This window comes from Shinella sp. OV683 (assembly GCF_057787725.1).
Genome location: NZ_CM173543.1, coordinates 29,581 through 45,090, shown reverse-complemented (window position 1 = coordinate 45,090; position 15,510 = coordinate 29,581). Strand labels below are relative to the sequence as shown.

General features: G+C 60.0%; 13 protein-coding genes. 7 read left to right on the top strand and 6 right to left on the bottom strand.

Annotated features, from left to right (window positions below; translation table 11 throughout):
- The first annotated feature begins 7 nt into the window (after window positions 1-7).
- The 3 genes from ACXHRN_RS00205 (at window position 8) to ACXHRN_RS00195 (ending at window position 4,127) form a co-directional block, all read left to right on the top strand.
- Entirely contained in the window at window positions 8-1,516 is a 1,509-nt protein-coding gene (locus ACXHRN_RS00205) for an FAD-dependent oxidoreductase (protein ID WP_488639356.1), read from the top strand.
- Window positions 1,513-2,277: a 3-ketoacyl-ACP reductase gene (locus ACXHRN_RS00200; RefSeq protein WP_488639355.1), complete on the top strand. Its 765-nt coding sequence runs from the start codon at window positions 1,513-1,515 to the stop codon at window positions 2,275-2,277. The genes ACXHRN_RS00205 and ACXHRN_RS00200 overlap by 4 nt, the downstream gene beginning before the upstream one ends.
- A 194-nt stretch (window positions 2,278-2,471) precedes the next feature.
- Window positions 2,472-4,127 (top strand): GMC family oxidoreductase, encoded by a 1,656-nt coding sequence (locus tag ACXHRN_RS00195; protein WP_488639354.1) that lies wholly within the window; start codon window positions 2,472-2,474, stop codon window positions 4,125-4,127.
- 651 nt (window positions 4,128-4,778) lie between these two features.
- On the opposite strand, the gene ACXHRN_RS00190 is transcribed toward ACXHRN_RS00195, so the two are convergent.
- The gene (locus tag ACXHRN_RS00190; RefSeq protein ID WP_488639353.1) at window positions 4,779-6,671 is read right to left on the bottom strand and encodes a bifunctional sugar phosphate isomerase/epimerase/4-hydroxyphenylpyruvate dioxygenase family protein; all 1,893 of its coding nucleotides are present in this window, start codon (window positions 6,669-6,671) and stop codon (window positions 4,779-4,781) included.
- Window positions 6,672-6,833: 162 nt separating this feature from the next.
- Between ACXHRN_RS00190 and ACXHRN_RS00185 the strand changes: the two genes are divergently transcribed.
- Complete coding sequence (locus tag ACXHRN_RS00185; RefSeq protein ID WP_488639352.1) at window positions 6,834-7,505, top strand: TetR/AcrR family transcriptional regulator; 672 nt, start codon at window positions 6,834-6,836, stop codon at window positions 7,503-7,505.
- Between the two features lie 11 nt (window positions 7,506-7,516).
- On the opposite strand, the gene ACXHRN_RS00180 is transcribed toward ACXHRN_RS00185, so the two are convergent.
- From ACXHRN_RS00180 to ACXHRN_RS00160, 5 genes are all read right to left on the bottom strand, one after another.
- On the bottom strand, window positions 7,517-8,380 hold the full coding sequence (locus ACXHRN_RS00180) for a shikimate dehydrogenase (RefSeq protein ID WP_488639351.1): 864 nt from the start codon (window positions 8,378-8,380) through the stop codon (window positions 7,517-7,519).
- A gap of 76 nt (window positions 8,381-8,456) precedes the next feature.
- On the bottom strand, window positions 8,457-9,212 hold the full coding sequence (locus ACXHRN_RS00175) for an amino acid ABC transporter ATP-binding protein (RefSeq protein WP_488641772.1): 756 nt from the start codon (window positions 9,210-9,212) through the stop codon (window positions 8,457-8,459).
- 34 nt (window positions 9,213-9,246) lie between these two features.
- A complete protein-coding gene (locus ACXHRN_RS00170; protein WP_488641771.1) occupies window positions 9,247-10,026 on the bottom strand; it encodes a transporter substrate-binding domain-containing protein in 780 nt (259 codons plus the stop codon).
- Window positions 10,027-10,124: 98 nt separating this feature from the next.
- Window positions 10,125-10,775, bottom strand: coding sequence for an amino acid ABC transporter permease (locus ACXHRN_RS00165; RefSeq protein WP_488639350.1), 651 nt, complete (start codon window positions 10,773-10,775; stop codon window positions 10,125-10,127).
- A gap of 12 nt (window positions 10,776-10,787) precedes the next feature.
- Window positions 10,788-11,456 (bottom strand): amino acid ABC transporter permease, encoded by a 669-nt coding sequence (locus tag ACXHRN_RS00160; RefSeq protein WP_488639349.1) that lies wholly within the window; start codon window positions 11,454-11,456, stop codon window positions 10,788-10,790.
- A gap of 280 nt (window positions 11,457-11,736) precedes the next feature.
- Here ACXHRN_RS00160 and ACXHRN_RS00155 point away from each other — a divergent pair, with 280 nt between their 5' ends.
- From ACXHRN_RS00155 to ACXHRN_RS00145, 3 genes are all read left to right on the top strand, one after another.
- Window positions 11,737-13,338: a peptide ABC transporter substrate-binding protein gene (locus ACXHRN_RS00155; protein ID WP_488639348.1), complete on the top strand. Its 1,602-nt coding sequence runs from the start codon at window positions 11,737-11,739 to the stop codon at window positions 13,336-13,338.
- A gap of 104 nt (window positions 13,339-13,442) precedes the next feature.
- Entirely contained in the window at window positions 13,443-14,366 is a 924-nt protein-coding gene (locus tag ACXHRN_RS00150; protein WP_488639347.1) for an ABC transporter permease subunit, read from the top strand.
- Entirely contained in the window at window positions 14,359-15,510 is a 1,152-nt protein-coding gene (locus tag ACXHRN_RS00145; protein ID WP_488639346.1) for an ABC transporter permease subunit, read from the top strand. Before ACXHRN_RS00150 ends, ACXHRN_RS00145 begins: the two co-directional genes overlap by 8 nt.

Sequence of the window (15,510 nt, the reverse complement as noted above, 5' to 3'; positions counted from 1 at the left end):
CAAGAGAATGGAGAATTCACCCGATATCGTCATCATCGGCTCCGGCATCGGTGGCTCGACCGTGGCGTCCGGTCTTGCACCGTCCGGTGCCAGCATCCTGATCCTGGAGGCCGGCGATCACATCCCGGACCAGCCGGAAAATCGCGACCAGCGTGCCATCTTCCAGCGTGGCCACTTCCGCCCCAAGGAGATGTGGTACGAGCATGGAGGCGCCGCCTTCAACCCCGGCAATTACTACAATGTCGGCGGCAACTCGAAATTTTACGGTGCGGTGCTGGTCCGCTATCGCCGCGAGGACTTCTTGGAAATGCGCCACCGGGAGGGCGTCTCGCCCGCATGGCCATTTCCCTATGAAGAACTCGAGCGCTGGTACAGCCGCGCCGAGCAGCAATTCCAGGTGCGTGGCGCGTTGGGGCAGGATCCGACCGAACCGCATCACTCCCTGCCCTATCCCTTCCCGCCGATCCCCGACGAAGCGCCGATCGCCAGCGTGCGCGCGAGGCTGAAGGCCAATGGCATGCATCCCTATTCGCTGCCGCTCGGCATCGACATCGACCAATGGCTGAAGAAGGCCAAGACGCCCTGGGATGCTCACGTCAACAGCTTTGACGGCAAGATGGATGCCGAGACCGTGTCGCTGACATTGGCGCTTCAGCATCAGAATGTAAAACTGCAGACCAAATCGCGGGTCACGAAGCTTGAGACGTCTCCGGATGGCAGTCGCATCGAGACCGTGCACTATCTGCACAACGGGGAACAGAAGAGCGTATCGCCAAAGCTGGTGATCCTGTCTGCCGGAGCGGTGCAATCCTCCGTGCTGCTGCTGCGTTCGGCCAACGACAAACACCCGAAAGGGCTTGCCAACTCCTCCGACCAGGTCGGCCGGAACTTCATGAACCACAATTCGTCCGCTATTCTCGCGATCTCGCCCTTTTATCACAACACATCGATCTACCAGAAGACCTTCGGCTTCAACGACTACTACCTCTCGGATGGCGAAGGTGGTTTTCCGCTCGGCAATGTCCAGCTTCTCGGCCGCGTCTCCGGTGCGATCCTGAAGGCCAACATGCCGAGCATTCCGGAATGGCTGCTCAATCAGGTATCGAGGCATGCGATCGATTTCTACGCGATGAGCGAGGACGTGCCACATCCCGAAAGCCGCATCATGGTCGATGGCGACAAGATCGTGCTGAAATGGCACCGCACCAACTGGGATGCGCATCTCGATCTCGTCCGCAAACTCAAGGCCGTGCTGAAAAAGTCGGGCTTCCCGATCGTGCTATCGCGGCCCTTCGACAGACGAACGCCATCACATCAGTGCGGAACGGTGAAGATGGGCAACGACCCCGCGACGTCACCACTCGATGTCTACTGCCGGTCCTACGATCACCAGAACCTGTTCGTCGTCGACGCCAGTTGCCTCGTAACCTCCGCCGCCGTCAATCCCGCCCTGACAGTGGCCGCACAAGCGCTGCGCGTGGCCGAGCATATCGGCAAGACGGAGCTTTCTGCATGAGACCCGTCGCACTCATCACCGGTGGCCGCAAGGGCATCGGACTCGGTATTGCCAAGGCCTTGGCTGGATCGGGCTACGACATCGCCATTACCGGCGTCGGCGACGATGCAAGTGCCGACGACGTACTCAAGCCTCTCGAATTCTTCGGTGGCACGGCGATCTACCTGCGCGCCGATGTCTCAGACGTTGCCGGCCATGCCGCGACTGTAGACCGTGTGCTGGAAAAATTCGGTCGGATCGATTGCCTGGTCAACAATGCCGGCATCGGCGCTGTGGTTCGTGGCGATTTCCTCGAGCTGACACCGGAGAACTTCGATACGATCATCGACGTCAACCTGCGCGGCACGATGTTTTTCACCCAGGCGGTGGTCCGCGCCATGCTCTCAACGGACAATCCTGCGCGCCCTCGTTCGATCATCAACATCACCTCGGTCTCGGCGGACATGACGTCGCCGGAACGGCTGGATTACTGCGTCAGCAAGGCTGGATTGGCGGCCTTCACACAAGGTTTGGCGTTGCGGCTGGCCGAGACCGGAATTTCCGTTTTCGAAGTACGCCCTGGCATTATCCGCACCGACATGACCGCCGGCGTGACATCGAAATACGACGCGCTGATCGGCGGCGGGCTGGTGCCCATGAAGCGCTGGGGCGAAGCCGCCGATATCGGCAGCATCTGCGCCGCCCTGGCATCCGGCCAATTCGGCTTTGCCACCGGCTCGGTCATATCAGCCGATGGCGGGCTGTCGATAGCAAGATTGTAGATGAGATTGGGATTTGCGGCGCTGGCTCCAGGCTCCCTCTTCTCCCCAGCGGGGAGAAGGTGGCCCGATGGGTCGGATGAGGGGGTGTTTCCGCGGATGCGAGGCCCCCTCATCGCCTCGCATTCGCTCGGCACTTCTCCCCGCTGGGGAGAAGAGGAAGAAAGCGGCGCGGTTGAAGACACAAGGACAACAACATGACCTACGACTACATCATCACTGGCGCCGGGCCTGCAGGCTGCGTACTCGCCAATCGCCTGACCGAAGACCCCGACGTCAAGGTGTTACTGCTGGAAGCCGGCGGCGGCGATTGGAATCCCCTGTTCCACATGCCCGCCGGCTTTGCGAAGATGACGAAGGGCGTCGCCAGCTGGGGTTGGGAAACGGTGCCGCAGAAGCATATGAACGGCCGCGTCCTGCGCTATACCCAGGCCAAGGTCATCGGCGGCGGCTCGTCGATCAACGCCCAGCTTTACACCCGCGGCAATGCAGCGGACTACGATCTCTGGGCCTCCGAAGACGGTTGCGAAGGCTGGGATTATCGCTCGGTTCTGCCCTATTTCAAGCGCGCCGAGGACAATCAGCGCTTTGCCGACGACTATCATTCCTATGGCGGGCCGCTTGGCGTCTCGATGCCCGTGTCGGCGCTACCGATCTGCGACGCCTATATCCGTGCAGGCCAGGAACTCGGCATCCCCTACAACCACGACTTCAATGGCCGCCAGCAGGCCGGCGTCGGTTTTTATCAGCTGACACAACGCAACCGGCGTCGTTCGTCGGCTTCGATCGGCTATCTCTCGCCGATCAAGGATCGCAAGAATCTCGAAATCCGGCTGGGCAGCCGTGTCTCCCGCGTGGTGCTTGAAGGGACACGCGCCATCGGCGTCGAGGTGGTGACGTCGAAAGGTAGCGAGATCATTCGCGCCGAGCGTGAAGTGCTGGTCTCGTCGGGGGCCATCGGCTCACCGAAATTGCTGCTGCAATCCGGCATCGGGCCGGCCGACCACCTGCGTTCGGTCGGCGTCGAGGTCAAGCACGATCTGCCCGGCGTCGGCGGTAATCTACAGGATCACCTCGATCTGTTCGTGATCTCCGAATGCACCGGCGACCATACCTATGATGGCGTGGCAAAGCTCCATCGCACGCTGTGGGCGGGGCTGCAATATGTGCTGTTCAGGAGCGGCCCCGTCGCCTCCTCGCTGTTCGAAACCGGCGGCTTCTGGTATGCGGACACCGAGGCACGTTCACCCGATATCCAGTTCCACCTGGGGTTAGGTTCCGGCATCGAAGCCGGTGTCGAGAAGCTGAAAAACGCCGGAGTGACGCTGAACTCCGCCTATCTGCATCCCCGTTCGCGCGGCACGGTGCGGCTGTCGTCGAGTATTCCGGCAGCGGCGCCACTGATCGATCCGAATTACTGGTCGGATCCGCATGACAAGACCATGTCATTGGAGGGGCTCAAGATCGCCCGCGAGATCTTCCAGCAGGCGGCGTTGAGGCCCTACATCATGGCCGAGCGCCTGCCGGGCCTGAAAGTCCAGACCGACCAGGAACTGTTCGACTACGGCTGCGCCAATGCCAAGACCGACCATCACCCGGTCGGCACCTGCAAGATGGGCACCGATCCCATGGCCGTCGTCGGGCTCGATCTCAGGGTGCGTGGCCTCGAAGGCCTGCGCGTCTGCGACAGCTCGGTGATGCCGCGCGTGCCATCCTGCAACACCAACGCGCCGACGATCATGGTGGGCGAGAAGGGGTCCGACATCGTCAGGGAACGCCAGCCGCTGCCAGCTGTGATCTTCGCGCACGAGCGCAACGACCAGCGGCCCCGCGCGCGAGCGAATGTCAGGTAGAGGCGATAAACGCAAAACGCAAACGGGCCGGGTGTAGAGCGGGTCTTTTTCGTTTGGATTCGTTTGTCTGCAGCTCTGCCTCGCGCTGCGATCGGGGCAGCATTGGCCATCTCTCCGCCTGCAGGCCCGCTTTGCCGCCCCCTGGCCAACACAAAAAAGCCCTCGGCATATTTGCGAGGGCTTTTTGATTGTATTTGTGTGTTTGGTTGCGGGGCCCTGATCACACCGAGGCTTGTAAGTTCTCGACAACTGCGTCTCGATAATCGGAAGTTATTTCCGATTGTCCGACATCTGCCTTGCCGGATCGCCGATTATCGTCCCTCTGCACTACAGGGATAGGGATAAGATGGAGATAGGAGCCGAACCGCTGACCCATTGATCACCGACTCAGCGTGGTGCGCTCGGGCCTTTGCTGCAAAGCGATCCGTAGCTCAGATGAGGTTGCGGCCCAGCCCTTCAATGAGTCCGTGTCAGGTCATGACTTGTGCAACAGGAACGCATTGTGGACCGGACACGGCATCTCGTAGGGTAACGATTATGCCCGGCACGCCGCAAAAGCGACTCGCATTGCGCAGAAAGCGCCCCTCAGGACGACGCGGAAGCAAGTATGAGCGTGGAATCAGCGCTTTACCATAAAGTAAATGTAAGTGCTCAGACCTTCGGCAGCCCAATCGGCCGGGAAAGCCGCTTTTGGGCGGCGATCCGGAAGGGTGCATTCAGCGCCCCATAGCCTTTGTAGCCGCCGCGCCGCTCCACGATTTCGAAGAAGAAGCCGTCGCCATAGGTACGGCTGTAGATCTGGAAATATTCCCCAGCCTCATCCCGGTCATAGAGGATGCTGTTTTCGCGCATCTGGTCAGCGAAGGCGGGATCCAGGCCGAAACGCGCCTCGAGATCGTCGTAGTAATTCCGTGAAACAGGCAGCGCCCGGAAACCGAGAGTTGCGAGCAAACGTGCTGTCTCGAAAATATTACGGGAGGCAAAGGCGACATGTTGTATGCTTGAGCCAAAACCCTCGGCGAGGAAATTGCCCGCGAATGTCTTGCGATTTTCCGCACCATTCAGCGTCAGGCGAAATCCGCCGTCATTGCCTTCCACGGCCTGGCTCCGGACAAGTCCGCCAGGATCGACCACGTCCACCATCGGCGTCCGCCGCGCGTCGAAGATCGACGTGTAGAACAGGAGCCATGTCAGCATTTCGTCATAGCGGGTCGTCTGGGCGATGTGGTCGATGCGAGTGAGGCCAGCGTCCATCGCCGAGGCCGGTCCTTCCACCACTTCGAATTCGCGTTCCCAAATATGGGCGAGCGCGCTGGAACCATCGAGGAAGTAAATCACGCTGTTTCCGACCCCCTGGATCGCCGGCACCGATACTTCGCCCGGCAAGCGTGGTTCCGCGAAAATATCGGCTCCTAGCGCCGAGGCGCGTTCCATGGTGGCGCTCGCGTCGGCAACCCTAAGCCCGTAAGCATAGGCGTTGGCGCCATGAACCGAATAAGACGAGTTTGCAAAGCCCCGCTCGTCCGTATTGATGACGAGGCGGATATCCCCCTGGCTGTAGAGATCCACCTTGCGGTTCTTGTGCCGGCCGGTTCTTGCAAAGCCGAGTGTCGTGAGCAGCGCTTCGAGATCCTGCCTTTCGCTTTCGCCGGCCGCGAACTCGATGAATTCGACGCCTTGCGCTGCCACGCGTTCCGGCATCGGTGGAACCTCCAGACGGATATCCTCTTCCCTGAGCCGGACCTGATCCATCAGGAAAAGCAAGGATCTATGTCCATCCCCGGCAATCGATCGCGGCGAGCCGCCGCGGAACTGATCGTTGAAGATTTCAAGCGACAGAACGCCATCATAGCCAGTCGCGGCAACGGCCCGCATGAAATCCACCACGGGCAGGTCGCCCTCTCCCGGCATATTGCGGAAATGGCGGCTCCAATAGAGCAGGTCCATGTCGATCAGCGGCGCATCCGCAAGCTGAACTATGAATATCTTGTCGCCGGGAATGGCGCGAATGCTATTGACGTCGATCTTGCGCGCGAGTGTGTGAAAGGAATCGAGGATGATGCCGATATTGGGGTGATCCGCCCTGCGCACGACCTCCCACGCATCGCGATGGTCGCTGATGTGCCGGCCCCAGGCGAGCGCCTCGTAGCCGACGCGCAGCCCACGCTTTGCCGCCCGCTCCCCCAGTTCGCGAAAGTCGGCCGCCGCGCGGTCAATGCCGCCAAGCGCGATCGGCGAGACGCTGGAGCAGACCAGCATCAGTTCGGCGCCGAGCTCCGCCATGAGGTCGAATTTGCGCTCGGCACGATCGAAGGCCCGCGACCGATGCGGCTCCGGCATTCCCTCGAAATCCCGGAAAGGCTGGAACAGGGTGATATCCAGGCCGTTGTCGCTAACCATCTGCCCCACCTCTCTCGGTGACGCGTCGTAGGCCAGAAAATCGTTCTCGAAAATCTCGACGCCCGAGAACCCGGCTTTGGCGATTGCCGCCAGTTTTTCGGGAAGTTCGCCACTTATCGACACCGTCGCGATGGAAGTCTTCATGACCGATCCTCCCTGATCATGCTCAAGTCCCCCGGGCTTGTCTTCCTCACGGTTCTTCTGTACCAAATGGTTAAGAATGTCAATATCTTTGTACTAACAGGTTAAAACATCGCTCCGGTCTAGCATACGATTCGGGAATGCGACTACTGTTTGGAGGAGGAAATGGAGAGCGGGGCAATTAAGCCGCAGGGAAAGCGGGATCCCGAGGGGGTGCGCGAGGATATCCTTCGCGTTGCAATGCAGGAATTTTCCGACAACGGCCTGTCTGGCGCGAGAATCGACGAAATCGCCGCCAAGACAAGAACATCCAAGCGGATGATCTACTACTATTTCGGCGACAAGGAAGGGCTCTACACCCGCGCGCTGGAGGAAGCCTATCGCCATGTCCGCGGTGATGAGTCCCACCTCGAACTTGAGGCATTCGACCCGATCGAGGCGCTGGAGCGGCTCGCCCAGTTCACCTTTCATCATCACAGGCAAAACCCGGCCTTCATCCGCATGGTGATGATCGAGAACATCCATCACGGGCAATATCTCGAACGCTCGCCGACGATCAGGGAACTCAATCGGCCGGCGATCGAAAAGCTGCAGGCCCTCCTCGCGCGCGGCCAGAAGGACGGCGTATTCCGTCACGATATCGACGCGCTGGAACTTCATTGGCAGATCAGTGCGCTGTCATTCTTCAACGTCTCAAACCGGGCGACCTTCTCGCAAATTTTCGGCTCGTCGCTTTGGGCCGAAGAGGCGCAGGAGCCGCTGGCGCGCCAAGTCGCTGCGATGGTTCTGCGCTATGTCGCGACGCCCGAGGCGCTGACCGATCGAGAGATAAGATAGCCCCATATCTATCAGGCGCTCGCCTCGTAGAGCTCGGCAAAATGACGCTGCATTCGACCGGCATCGGGTTCGAGCCCGGTGAACAGGCGGAAGGCGCCCACGGCCTGGAAAACGGTCATGCCGCCGCCGGGTAGGATGCGGCACCCCCGACGGGATGCCACCGCCAGCAATTCGGTGACCAGTGGCATATAGACGATGTCTGCCACCCAATGGCGGCTTTGCAGCAGTGCCTCATCGATGGGAATGCCGGGATAGCTTTTCATGCCGGTCGGCGTGGCGTGGATCAAACCATTGGCGGCCGCCATGGATTTCGTGAGATCGTCCGTCGGTCGAGCATGATGGCCACCGAAGCGAAGGTTGAGATCGTCAGCGAGTTGCGACGCGCGTCCAGGATCGCGGTCGAAAATATCCAGCCTGCTGACGTCGAGCTTGAGCGCAGCGTGGGCGACGGCGACACCGGCGCCGCCTGCGCCGAGCAGCAGGACATGGTCGCGCCGCGCATCCGGCAGGCCGCGCCTAAAGCTCTCATAGAAGCCGTACCAATCAGTATTGTGTCCGATACGCCTGCCGTCTTGGAACACCACCGTGTTGACGGCACCGAGCATGCGGGCATCCTCCGACAGTTCGTCGAGAAGCGGCAGCACGGCCTGCTTGAACGGATGGGTGATGTTGGTGCCGGAAAAGCCGCTTTCTTCCAGTTCGCTCAACAAGTCCGGCAGAGCACTCTCGGTAAGACCGCGCTCACGAATGTCCACCCGCTCATATCGGTAATCCAGCCCATGGCAGGCGCCTTCGCGCTCGTGCAAAGCCGGCGTCTTGGAAAGTTTGAGGTCGGAGCCGATCAGCCCGACAAGCACAGCACGTTTGTCCGTCATTTCCATATCCAAAGGCAAAGACCGTCCGTTTCGAGAATCCGGCTCTCAAAATCTCGGAACCCGAAGCGCAGACCAATCAATGATGAGCGAGAATTTCGCCGAGAAAGGCCCTGGTGCGATCGTGCCGCGGGTTGCTGAAGAATTCGTCAGGCCGCGCCTCTTCGATCACCTCGCCCGAGGCCATGAAAATCACGCGGTCGGCGACCTGCCTGGCAAATCCCATTTCATGCGTCACGCAGATCATCGTCATGCCGTCGCGGGCCAGGCCGATCATCGTGTCGAGCACTTCCTTGACCATTTCGGGGTCGAGCGCTGAAGTCGGCTCGTCGAACAGCATGGCCTTGGGCTCCATGCAGAGCGCCCGGGCGATCGCCGCCCGCTGCTGTTGGCCGCCCGACAATTGCGCCGGGTATTTGTCCGATTGGTCGCCGATCCGCACCTTGCCGAGATATTTGGTGGCGATGTCCCGGGCGCCCGCCTTCGTCATGCCCCTCACCCGCATCGGGGCCAGCATGCAGTTTTCGATGATGGTCATATGCGGAAAGAGGTTGAAACTCTGGAACACCATGCCGACTTCGCGTCTGATGGCATCGACCGTCTTGCCGGTATCATCAAGGGCAATCCCCTCCACGACGATCCTGCCCTTCTGTATCTCTTCCAGCCGGTTGATGCAGCGGATCAAGGTGGATTTTCCGGAGCCGGACGGCCCGCAAAGGACGATTTTTTCACCCTTGCGAACCGAAAGGTTGATGTTCTTCAAGGCATGGAAGGCGCCATACCATTTCTCGACGCTCTCGAGCGCGATCAAGGTTTCCCCGGAATCGACTTTCATATTCGGCATGGCGACGTCCTCCTCAGATTTCCGATCACTTCACAGTGTAGGGAATGTCGGGCATGGATTCCGGGAACTTCGGAACGTCACGCTTCATCCATTTCGCGTAGATCTTGGCATGTTCGCCATCGACGATAATCTTGTCGAGAAATGCGTTGACGGCCTCGTTCCAGTCCTTTTCGCCGAGGCGTGTGCCGGCACCGTTGTAAAGCGTCTTGAGGTCGAACTTGCTTTCATAGGTGTCGGCGCTGACTGTATTCAGGCGATCGCCGTAGAACTGGTTGCCGCCGACGACCTGAACCTGGCCCGCCAGGAGCGCCTGGATGGTCGCCGCATCATCGTCAAACCGCAGAATGTTCGCCGTTTCGCCAGCACCGGCGGTGATCGCTGTGTCCATGGCGCTCGACTTCGGCACGCCGACCGTCAGACCGGCGAGGTCTTTGTAGTCGGCGATCTTCATCGTCTTCGGCCCATAGACGGAGAGCACATTGCCCGCATAGGGCTTGCTGTACTGGATCGACTTTGCCCGTTCAGCGGTCATGCCCATGGTGGCGAACAGGACATCGACCTTGCCGGTGACCAGGGACGGAATGCGGTTGGCGACCGCAAGCGGGACGAATTCGACCTCGACGCCAAGCTCCTTGGCGAAGGCGCGGCCGATATCGGCATCCAGGCCGTCCTGAACGCCGCTCGAATTGACGAAGCCCCAGGGGGCATTGTCGCCCTGGATACCGATGACGACCTTGCCGTTCGCCTTGGCTTCCTCGACCGTGCCGGCCTGTGCCGGAAGTGCCGCGACCAGTGGCAGGAGCATGGCGCCCGCCGTGGCCAAAAGGACGCTTCTGCGACGCAATGCATGTCTCAATTTGCTGATCATGGTTTCCTCCTCTTCAACAAAGTTCTGCGAATTCCTCACCGCGCGGCCTTGGCGAGCCGGCGTTCCATCTGCGCTCCCCACAATGACAGCGGCCAGCACAGCGCGAAATAGATGGCGCCGATGATCGCGAAGACCATCAGCGGCCGGAATGTCTGGTTGGACACGATCTGACCGGCACGGGAGAGCTCAACGAAGCCGACAATGGCCGCGAGCGACGTTCCCTTCACGAGTTGCACGAGAAAGCCGATCGTGGCCGGCAGGGATATCTTGAACGCCTGCGGCAGGATCACGTCCTTCATCCGCGAGACGTAGTGCAGCCCCAGCGCCTTTCCGGCCTCCGTCTGGCCCTTGGGGACTGACTGGATACCACCACGCCAGATTTCACCCAGGAAAGCACTGGCATGCAGCGTGAAGGCGATGGCGACGGCAATCCACGCATCGACATTCACACCGACAAGGCCGATGCCGTAATAGACGACGAACAGCTGCATCAGAAGCGGCGTTCCCTGGAAGACCGCGATATAGCCGGCGCTGCCGCGCCACAGCACCGCATGGGTCGACACTCGCATCAAAGCGACGCCCAGCCCGAATATGCCGCCGCCGACAAAGCCGATTGCGGCAAGAGCGATGGTCCATTTCAATCCCTGAAGGAGGAAGAGCAGTTCGTTTACGCCGATATTTGCCATATGCGCCCCTCCTCACCGGACCGGATAGCTGAAGAGCAGCTTCGATATCGTCGAAAACAGCGCCATCATCAGCCCGGAAATGGCGAGATAGATCAATGTGATGCTGAAATAGACCTCGAAAGAGCGGAACGTATCGGACTCGATCCGCTGAGCGACCGATGTCAGCTCATAGGCCGCGATCGAGGTGCAGACCGACGTCGTGAGCGTCAGCATGACGAACTGGCTGGTCAGCGACGGATAGATCGCCCGGAAAGCCGGCTTCAGTACGATGTGACGGAACACCTGCCCCCTATGCAGTCCAAGCGCGAAGCCGGCTTCGATTTGTCCCTTGCCGATGCTTTCGACCCCACCGCGAATGATCTCGATCGCATAGGCGCCGCCATTGACCGCAAGCGCGATGATGGCTGTTGCCGTCGGGTTCAACCGGATCCCGAACTGCGGCAGGGCGAAGAAGATGAAGAAGATCTGCACTAGGAAAGGCGTGTTGCGGATAACCTCGACGAAAGCGATGGTCGGAATGCGAAGAATGCGGGTTTTGGACGTGCGCGTTAGAACGCCAAGAATGCCGATTAACGTCGCAAGAGACATGCCGGCGACGGCAAGCCCGATGGTCGACAAAGCCGCCAGCAGTAATTCCGGCAGCCGTTCATAGACGACGCTGAAGTCGAGCACGTAGCCCATCAATCCCTCCCGGCCGCCTCCTCAAGCGGCAATTGATTCCAACCGCCTTATGGCAGGTAGCCTCTCGTTCCATCTTTGTACCATCTGGTTAATAGTTGTCAAGGCGCTTTGTACCATTTAGTTAAATCAATCTCCCTACGCGATCGAACATGGGCATCTCCTACTACCCGCGATGGCCGGGCCAGCGGCGATTTTTCCGTTTGCTTTTCTGGATTCAACCAATAGTGTTCAAGGTGACCAGTGGGGAAACTGGCGTAATCGCTACAAAAAGGAGCGAGCCATGAGCATTCATCCATCTTTGAAGTCCCTCACCCGTGCAGCTTTTGCCGCCGCGTTGCTTGGATCGATCGCACTTCCGGTCTGGGCGGAAACCGTCATCCACCGCGGCAATGGCGGCGAACCGCAATCGCTCGACCAGTCGCAGATCTCGATCGACATCGAAGGTTTTATCGTTCGTGATTTGTCGGAAGGCCTGACGATCTATGATGCCAAAGGCAAGGTCATTCCCGGGACCGCCGAAAGCTGGACGGTATCGGACGATGGCACGGTCTACACCTTCAAGATCCGCGACAATGCCAAATGGTCCGATGGTTCGCCGGTGACCGCCGCCGACTTCGTCTTTTCGATGACCCGTGTGCTCGATCCTGTGACCGCCGCCGGCTACGCCAATATCCTCTTTCCGATCAAGAATGCCGAGGCGTTCAATCAGAAGAAGGCCAAGGCCACCGACCTCGGTCTCAAGGCCGTCAACGACAAGACGCTGGAAATCACGCTCGAACGCCCGACGCCCTATTTCCTGCAGCTGATGTGCCATTACACGGCAATTCCGGTCAACAAGGCCAGCATCGACAAATACGGCAAGGACTTCACCAAGCCGGGCAAGATGGTGAGCAACGGCGCCTATATGCTGACCGAATATATCGCCAACGACCACGTCACCGCCGTCAAGAACCCCAATTACTGGGATGCGGCCAATGTGAAGATCGACAAGGTGATTTATAACCCTTCGGAAGACCAGGCCGCCACCGAGCGGATGTTCGAGACCAGCGAACTGGATGTCGTCTATAATTTCCAGGCCGATCAGCGCGACTTCCTGACCAAGAAGCTTGGCAAGGACCAGGTGTATGCGAGCCCGGCGCTCTCGACCTATTATTATGCTTTCGACGGCCGTCATGAGCCTTTCAGCGATGTGCGCGTCCGCAAGGCGCTGTCCATGGCCATCGACCGCAACTTCCTGGCCGAGAAGATTTTCGGCGGTGCGCAGCTGCCATCCTACACTCTCGTGCCGCCCGGCATGGAGGGTTATACCTCGCCGACGGTCGACATTGCCTCGATGGATCAGCTGGACCGCGAGGATGCCGCCAAGGCGCTGCTCAAGGAGGCGGGTTATGGCGACGGCGGCAAGCCGCTGAATATCGACATCCGCTACAACACCAATGAGAACCACAAGAAAGTGGCGATCGCCGTTGCCGACATGTGGAAGGCGCTCGGCGCCACCGTCACCACCCAGAATCTCGACGTGAAGGCCCACTATGCCTATCTGCAGGAAGGTGGGACATTCGATGTCGCCCGCGCCAGCTGGGCTGCCGATTATGCCGATCCGGAAAACTTCCTCAATCTCCTGGTCTCCAGCAACAAGACCTTCAACTACGGCCACTGGAGCAATGCGAGATATGATGCGCTGATGAAGGCATCCTACGAGGAGCGCGATCCGGCCAAGCGCATGAAGATCCTCGCCGAAGCCGAGGCACTGATGCTGTCCGAATATTCCATCACCCCGATGATGAACTATGCCAGTCTCTGGCTGGTCAATCGCAAGGTGAAGGGCTTTGAGGAAAACCTCGTCAACGAGCACATGACCAAATACCTCTCCATCGAGTGATCCGTCCGCGGGGGCGTCCGTTCTCACATCGGGCGCGCTCCGCCTCCCGCCGGCGGTAAACCGCCAGCGGGTCATGTGACCCCCGTAATAGAGAGGAGGCGCTCATGCTGCGTTTCATCTTGGTTCGGCTCTTGTCGTCCCTGCCGACCGTGTTCATTGTCGTGACACTCTCCTTCTTCATGATCCGCATCGCCCCCGGCGGCCCGTTCAACCTCGAACGGCCGCTCGAGCCGCAGGTGCTCGCCAATCTCAAGGCGGTCTATCATCTCGACCAGCCGCTCTGGGCGCAATACGTCTACTATCTCGGCAACGTGCTGCATGGCGATTTCGGCCCGAGCTTCATCTACAAGGACTATACCGTCGCCGAACTCATCCTGCAGGCCCTGCCCTATTCGCTGGTCTTGGGGTCCTGGGCGCTGGTGGTCGCCGTTCTCGGCGGTGTCACCATGGGTGTCTATGCGGCACTCAAGCAGAATTCCTGGGCGGATTACCTGTTGATGGGTGTCGCGGCGCTTGGCAACACCGTGCCCAATTTCGTCATCGGCCCGATTCTGTCGCTGATCTTCGCGCTGGGGCTACGGCTGGTGCCGACCGGGTCCTGGGGCAATGGCGGCTTTCAAAATCTCGTGCTGCCGGTGACCGTTCTGGCACTGCCGCAACTAGCGATCTTCGCCCGGCTGACGCGCAGCTCGATGATCGAAGCCCTGCGCGCCGACCATGTGCGCACCGCCCGCGCCTATGGCCTGCCTTTCCGCAGCGTCGTTGGCCGGCATGCGCTACGCGCCGGGCTGATGCCGGTGATCTCTTATCTCGGTCCAACGGCCGCATCGGTGCTGACAGGCTCGATCATCGTCGAGACGATGTTCACATTGCCCGGCGTCGGCCGCTATTTCGTGCTCGGAGCGCTCAATCGCGATTATACCCTGGTGATGGGCACGGTGGTGCTGATCTCGGTGTTCATCGTTGCCCTTAACCTGCTCGTCGATGTCATCTATGCCTTCGTCGACCCGAGGGTGCGCTATGAGTGAGATCGATCCCATTTCCCCGATTGCCGTCGATACGGCCGTGAAAAGCAAGGCCGTCCAGGGCCGCAGCCTCGGCTCGCTGGCGTTTGCACGTCTGCGCCGCAACAAGGCCGCGCTCGTCAGCATGGTCATGCTGGTGATCGTCGCGGCCTTCTGCTTCATCGGACCGCTTTTCAACCAGCACGGCTATGCTGAGGTCTATCCAAGCTATGTCGCCGTGCCGCCGAGCCTGTCGCCCTATCCGCATGAGGATACGCTGCAGCCGGTGATGCAGCTGGCTGTCGAACGCGGCCGCGCGCATCTCGACAGTTTCGACGTCGACGGCACGACCTATACGGCCGTCATCAGCACCGACAAACCGGTCGATCCGCGCATTATCCGCTATCTCGACCGCCCCGACGAGTTCGACGGCGGCAAGATCACCGAGACCAGGAATGACGGCAAGACGGCGGTAGTGACCGGTCTGGTCAACGGCCAGTATTTCCTGCTCGGCACCGACCGCAATGGTCGCGACATGCTGGCCCGGATCATGGTCGGCGGGCAGATCTCGCTGATGGTCGGGATCATGGCGACGATCGTGTCGTTGCTGATCGGCGTGATCTATGGCGCGATCTCAGGCTATCTCGGCGGCCAGATCGACAACCTGATGATGCGGTTCGTCGAGATCCTCTATTCCCTGCCCTTCGTGTTTTTCGTCATCATGCTGGTGGTGTTTTTCGGTCGCCATATCGTGCTGATCTTCATCGCCATCGGCGCGATCAACTGGCTCGACATGGCCCGTATCGTCCGCGGCCAGACACTGGCGATCAAGCGGCGCGAATTCGTCGGTGCCGCCGTCGCCATGGGGCTGAGCAATCGCCAGATCATCCTCTCCCATATCATCCCTAATACGATAGGACCGGTGGTGGTGTTCGTCACGCTCCTGGTGCCGCAGGTGATCCTGCTCGAAAGCTTCCTCTCTTTTCTGGGATTGGGCGTGCAGGAACCGCTGACCAGCTGGGGTCTGCTGATCGCCGAAGGGGCAGGCGCGATCGAAGCCAGCACCTGGCTGCTGCTCTATCCGGCCATCCTGTTCGTGGTCACGCTGACGGCGCTGAATTTCATCGGCGACGGGCTGCGCGACGCATTCGACCCGAAGGACCGCTGA

Excerpts from the sequence above, each read along its gene's own strand:
- ACXHRN_RS00205 (WP_488639356.1), top strand. The coding sequence starts at position 8 with ATGGAGAATTCACCCGATATCGTCATCATCGGCTCCGGCATCGGTGGC.
- ACXHRN_RS00200 (WP_488639355.1), top strand. The coding sequence starts at position 1,513 with ATGAGACCCGTCGCACTCATCACCGGTGGCCGCAAGGGCATCGGACTC.
- ACXHRN_RS00195 (WP_488639354.1), top strand. The coding sequence starts at position 2,472 with ATGACCTACGACTACATCATCACTGGCGCCGGGCCTGCAGGCTGCGTA.
- ACXHRN_RS00190 (WP_488639353.1), bottom strand. The coding sequence starts at position 6,671 with ATGAAGACTTCCATCGCGACGGTGTCGATAAGTGGCGAACTTCCCGAA.
- ACXHRN_RS00185 (WP_488639352.1), top strand. The coding sequence starts at position 6,834 with ATGGAGAGCGGGGCAATTAAGCCGCAGGGAAAGCGGGATCCCGAGGGG.
- ACXHRN_RS00180 (WP_488639351.1), bottom strand. The coding sequence starts at position 8,380 with ATGACGGACAAACGTGCTGTGCTTGTCGGGCTGATCGGCTCCGACCTC.
- ACXHRN_RS00175 (WP_488641772.1), bottom strand. The coding sequence starts at position 9,212 with ATGAAAGTCGATTCCGGGGAAACCTTGATCGCGCTCGAGAGCGTCGAG.
- ACXHRN_RS00170 (WP_488641771.1), bottom strand. The coding sequence starts at position 10,026 with ATGCTCCTGCCACTGGTCGCGGCACTTCCGGCACAGGCCGGCACGGTC.
- ACXHRN_RS00165 (WP_488639350.1), bottom strand. The coding sequence starts at position 10,775 with ATGGCAAATATCGGCGTAAACGAACTGCTCTTCCTCCTTCAGGGATTG.
- ACXHRN_RS00160 (WP_488639349.1), bottom strand. The coding sequence starts at position 11,456 with ATGGGCTACGTGCTCGACTTCAGCGTCGTCTATGAACGGCTGCCGGAA.
- ACXHRN_RS00155 (WP_488639348.1), top strand. The coding sequence starts at position 11,737 with ATGAGCATTCATCCATCTTTGAAGTCCCTCACCCGTGCAGCTTTTGCC.
- ACXHRN_RS00150 (WP_488639347.1), top strand. The coding sequence starts at position 13,443 with ATGCTGCGTTTCATCTTGGTTCGGCTCTTGTCGTCCCTGCCGACCGTG.
- ACXHRN_RS00145 (WP_488639346.1), top strand. The coding sequence starts at position 14,359 with ATGAGTGAGATCGATCCCATTTCCCCGATTGCCGTCGATACGGCCGTG.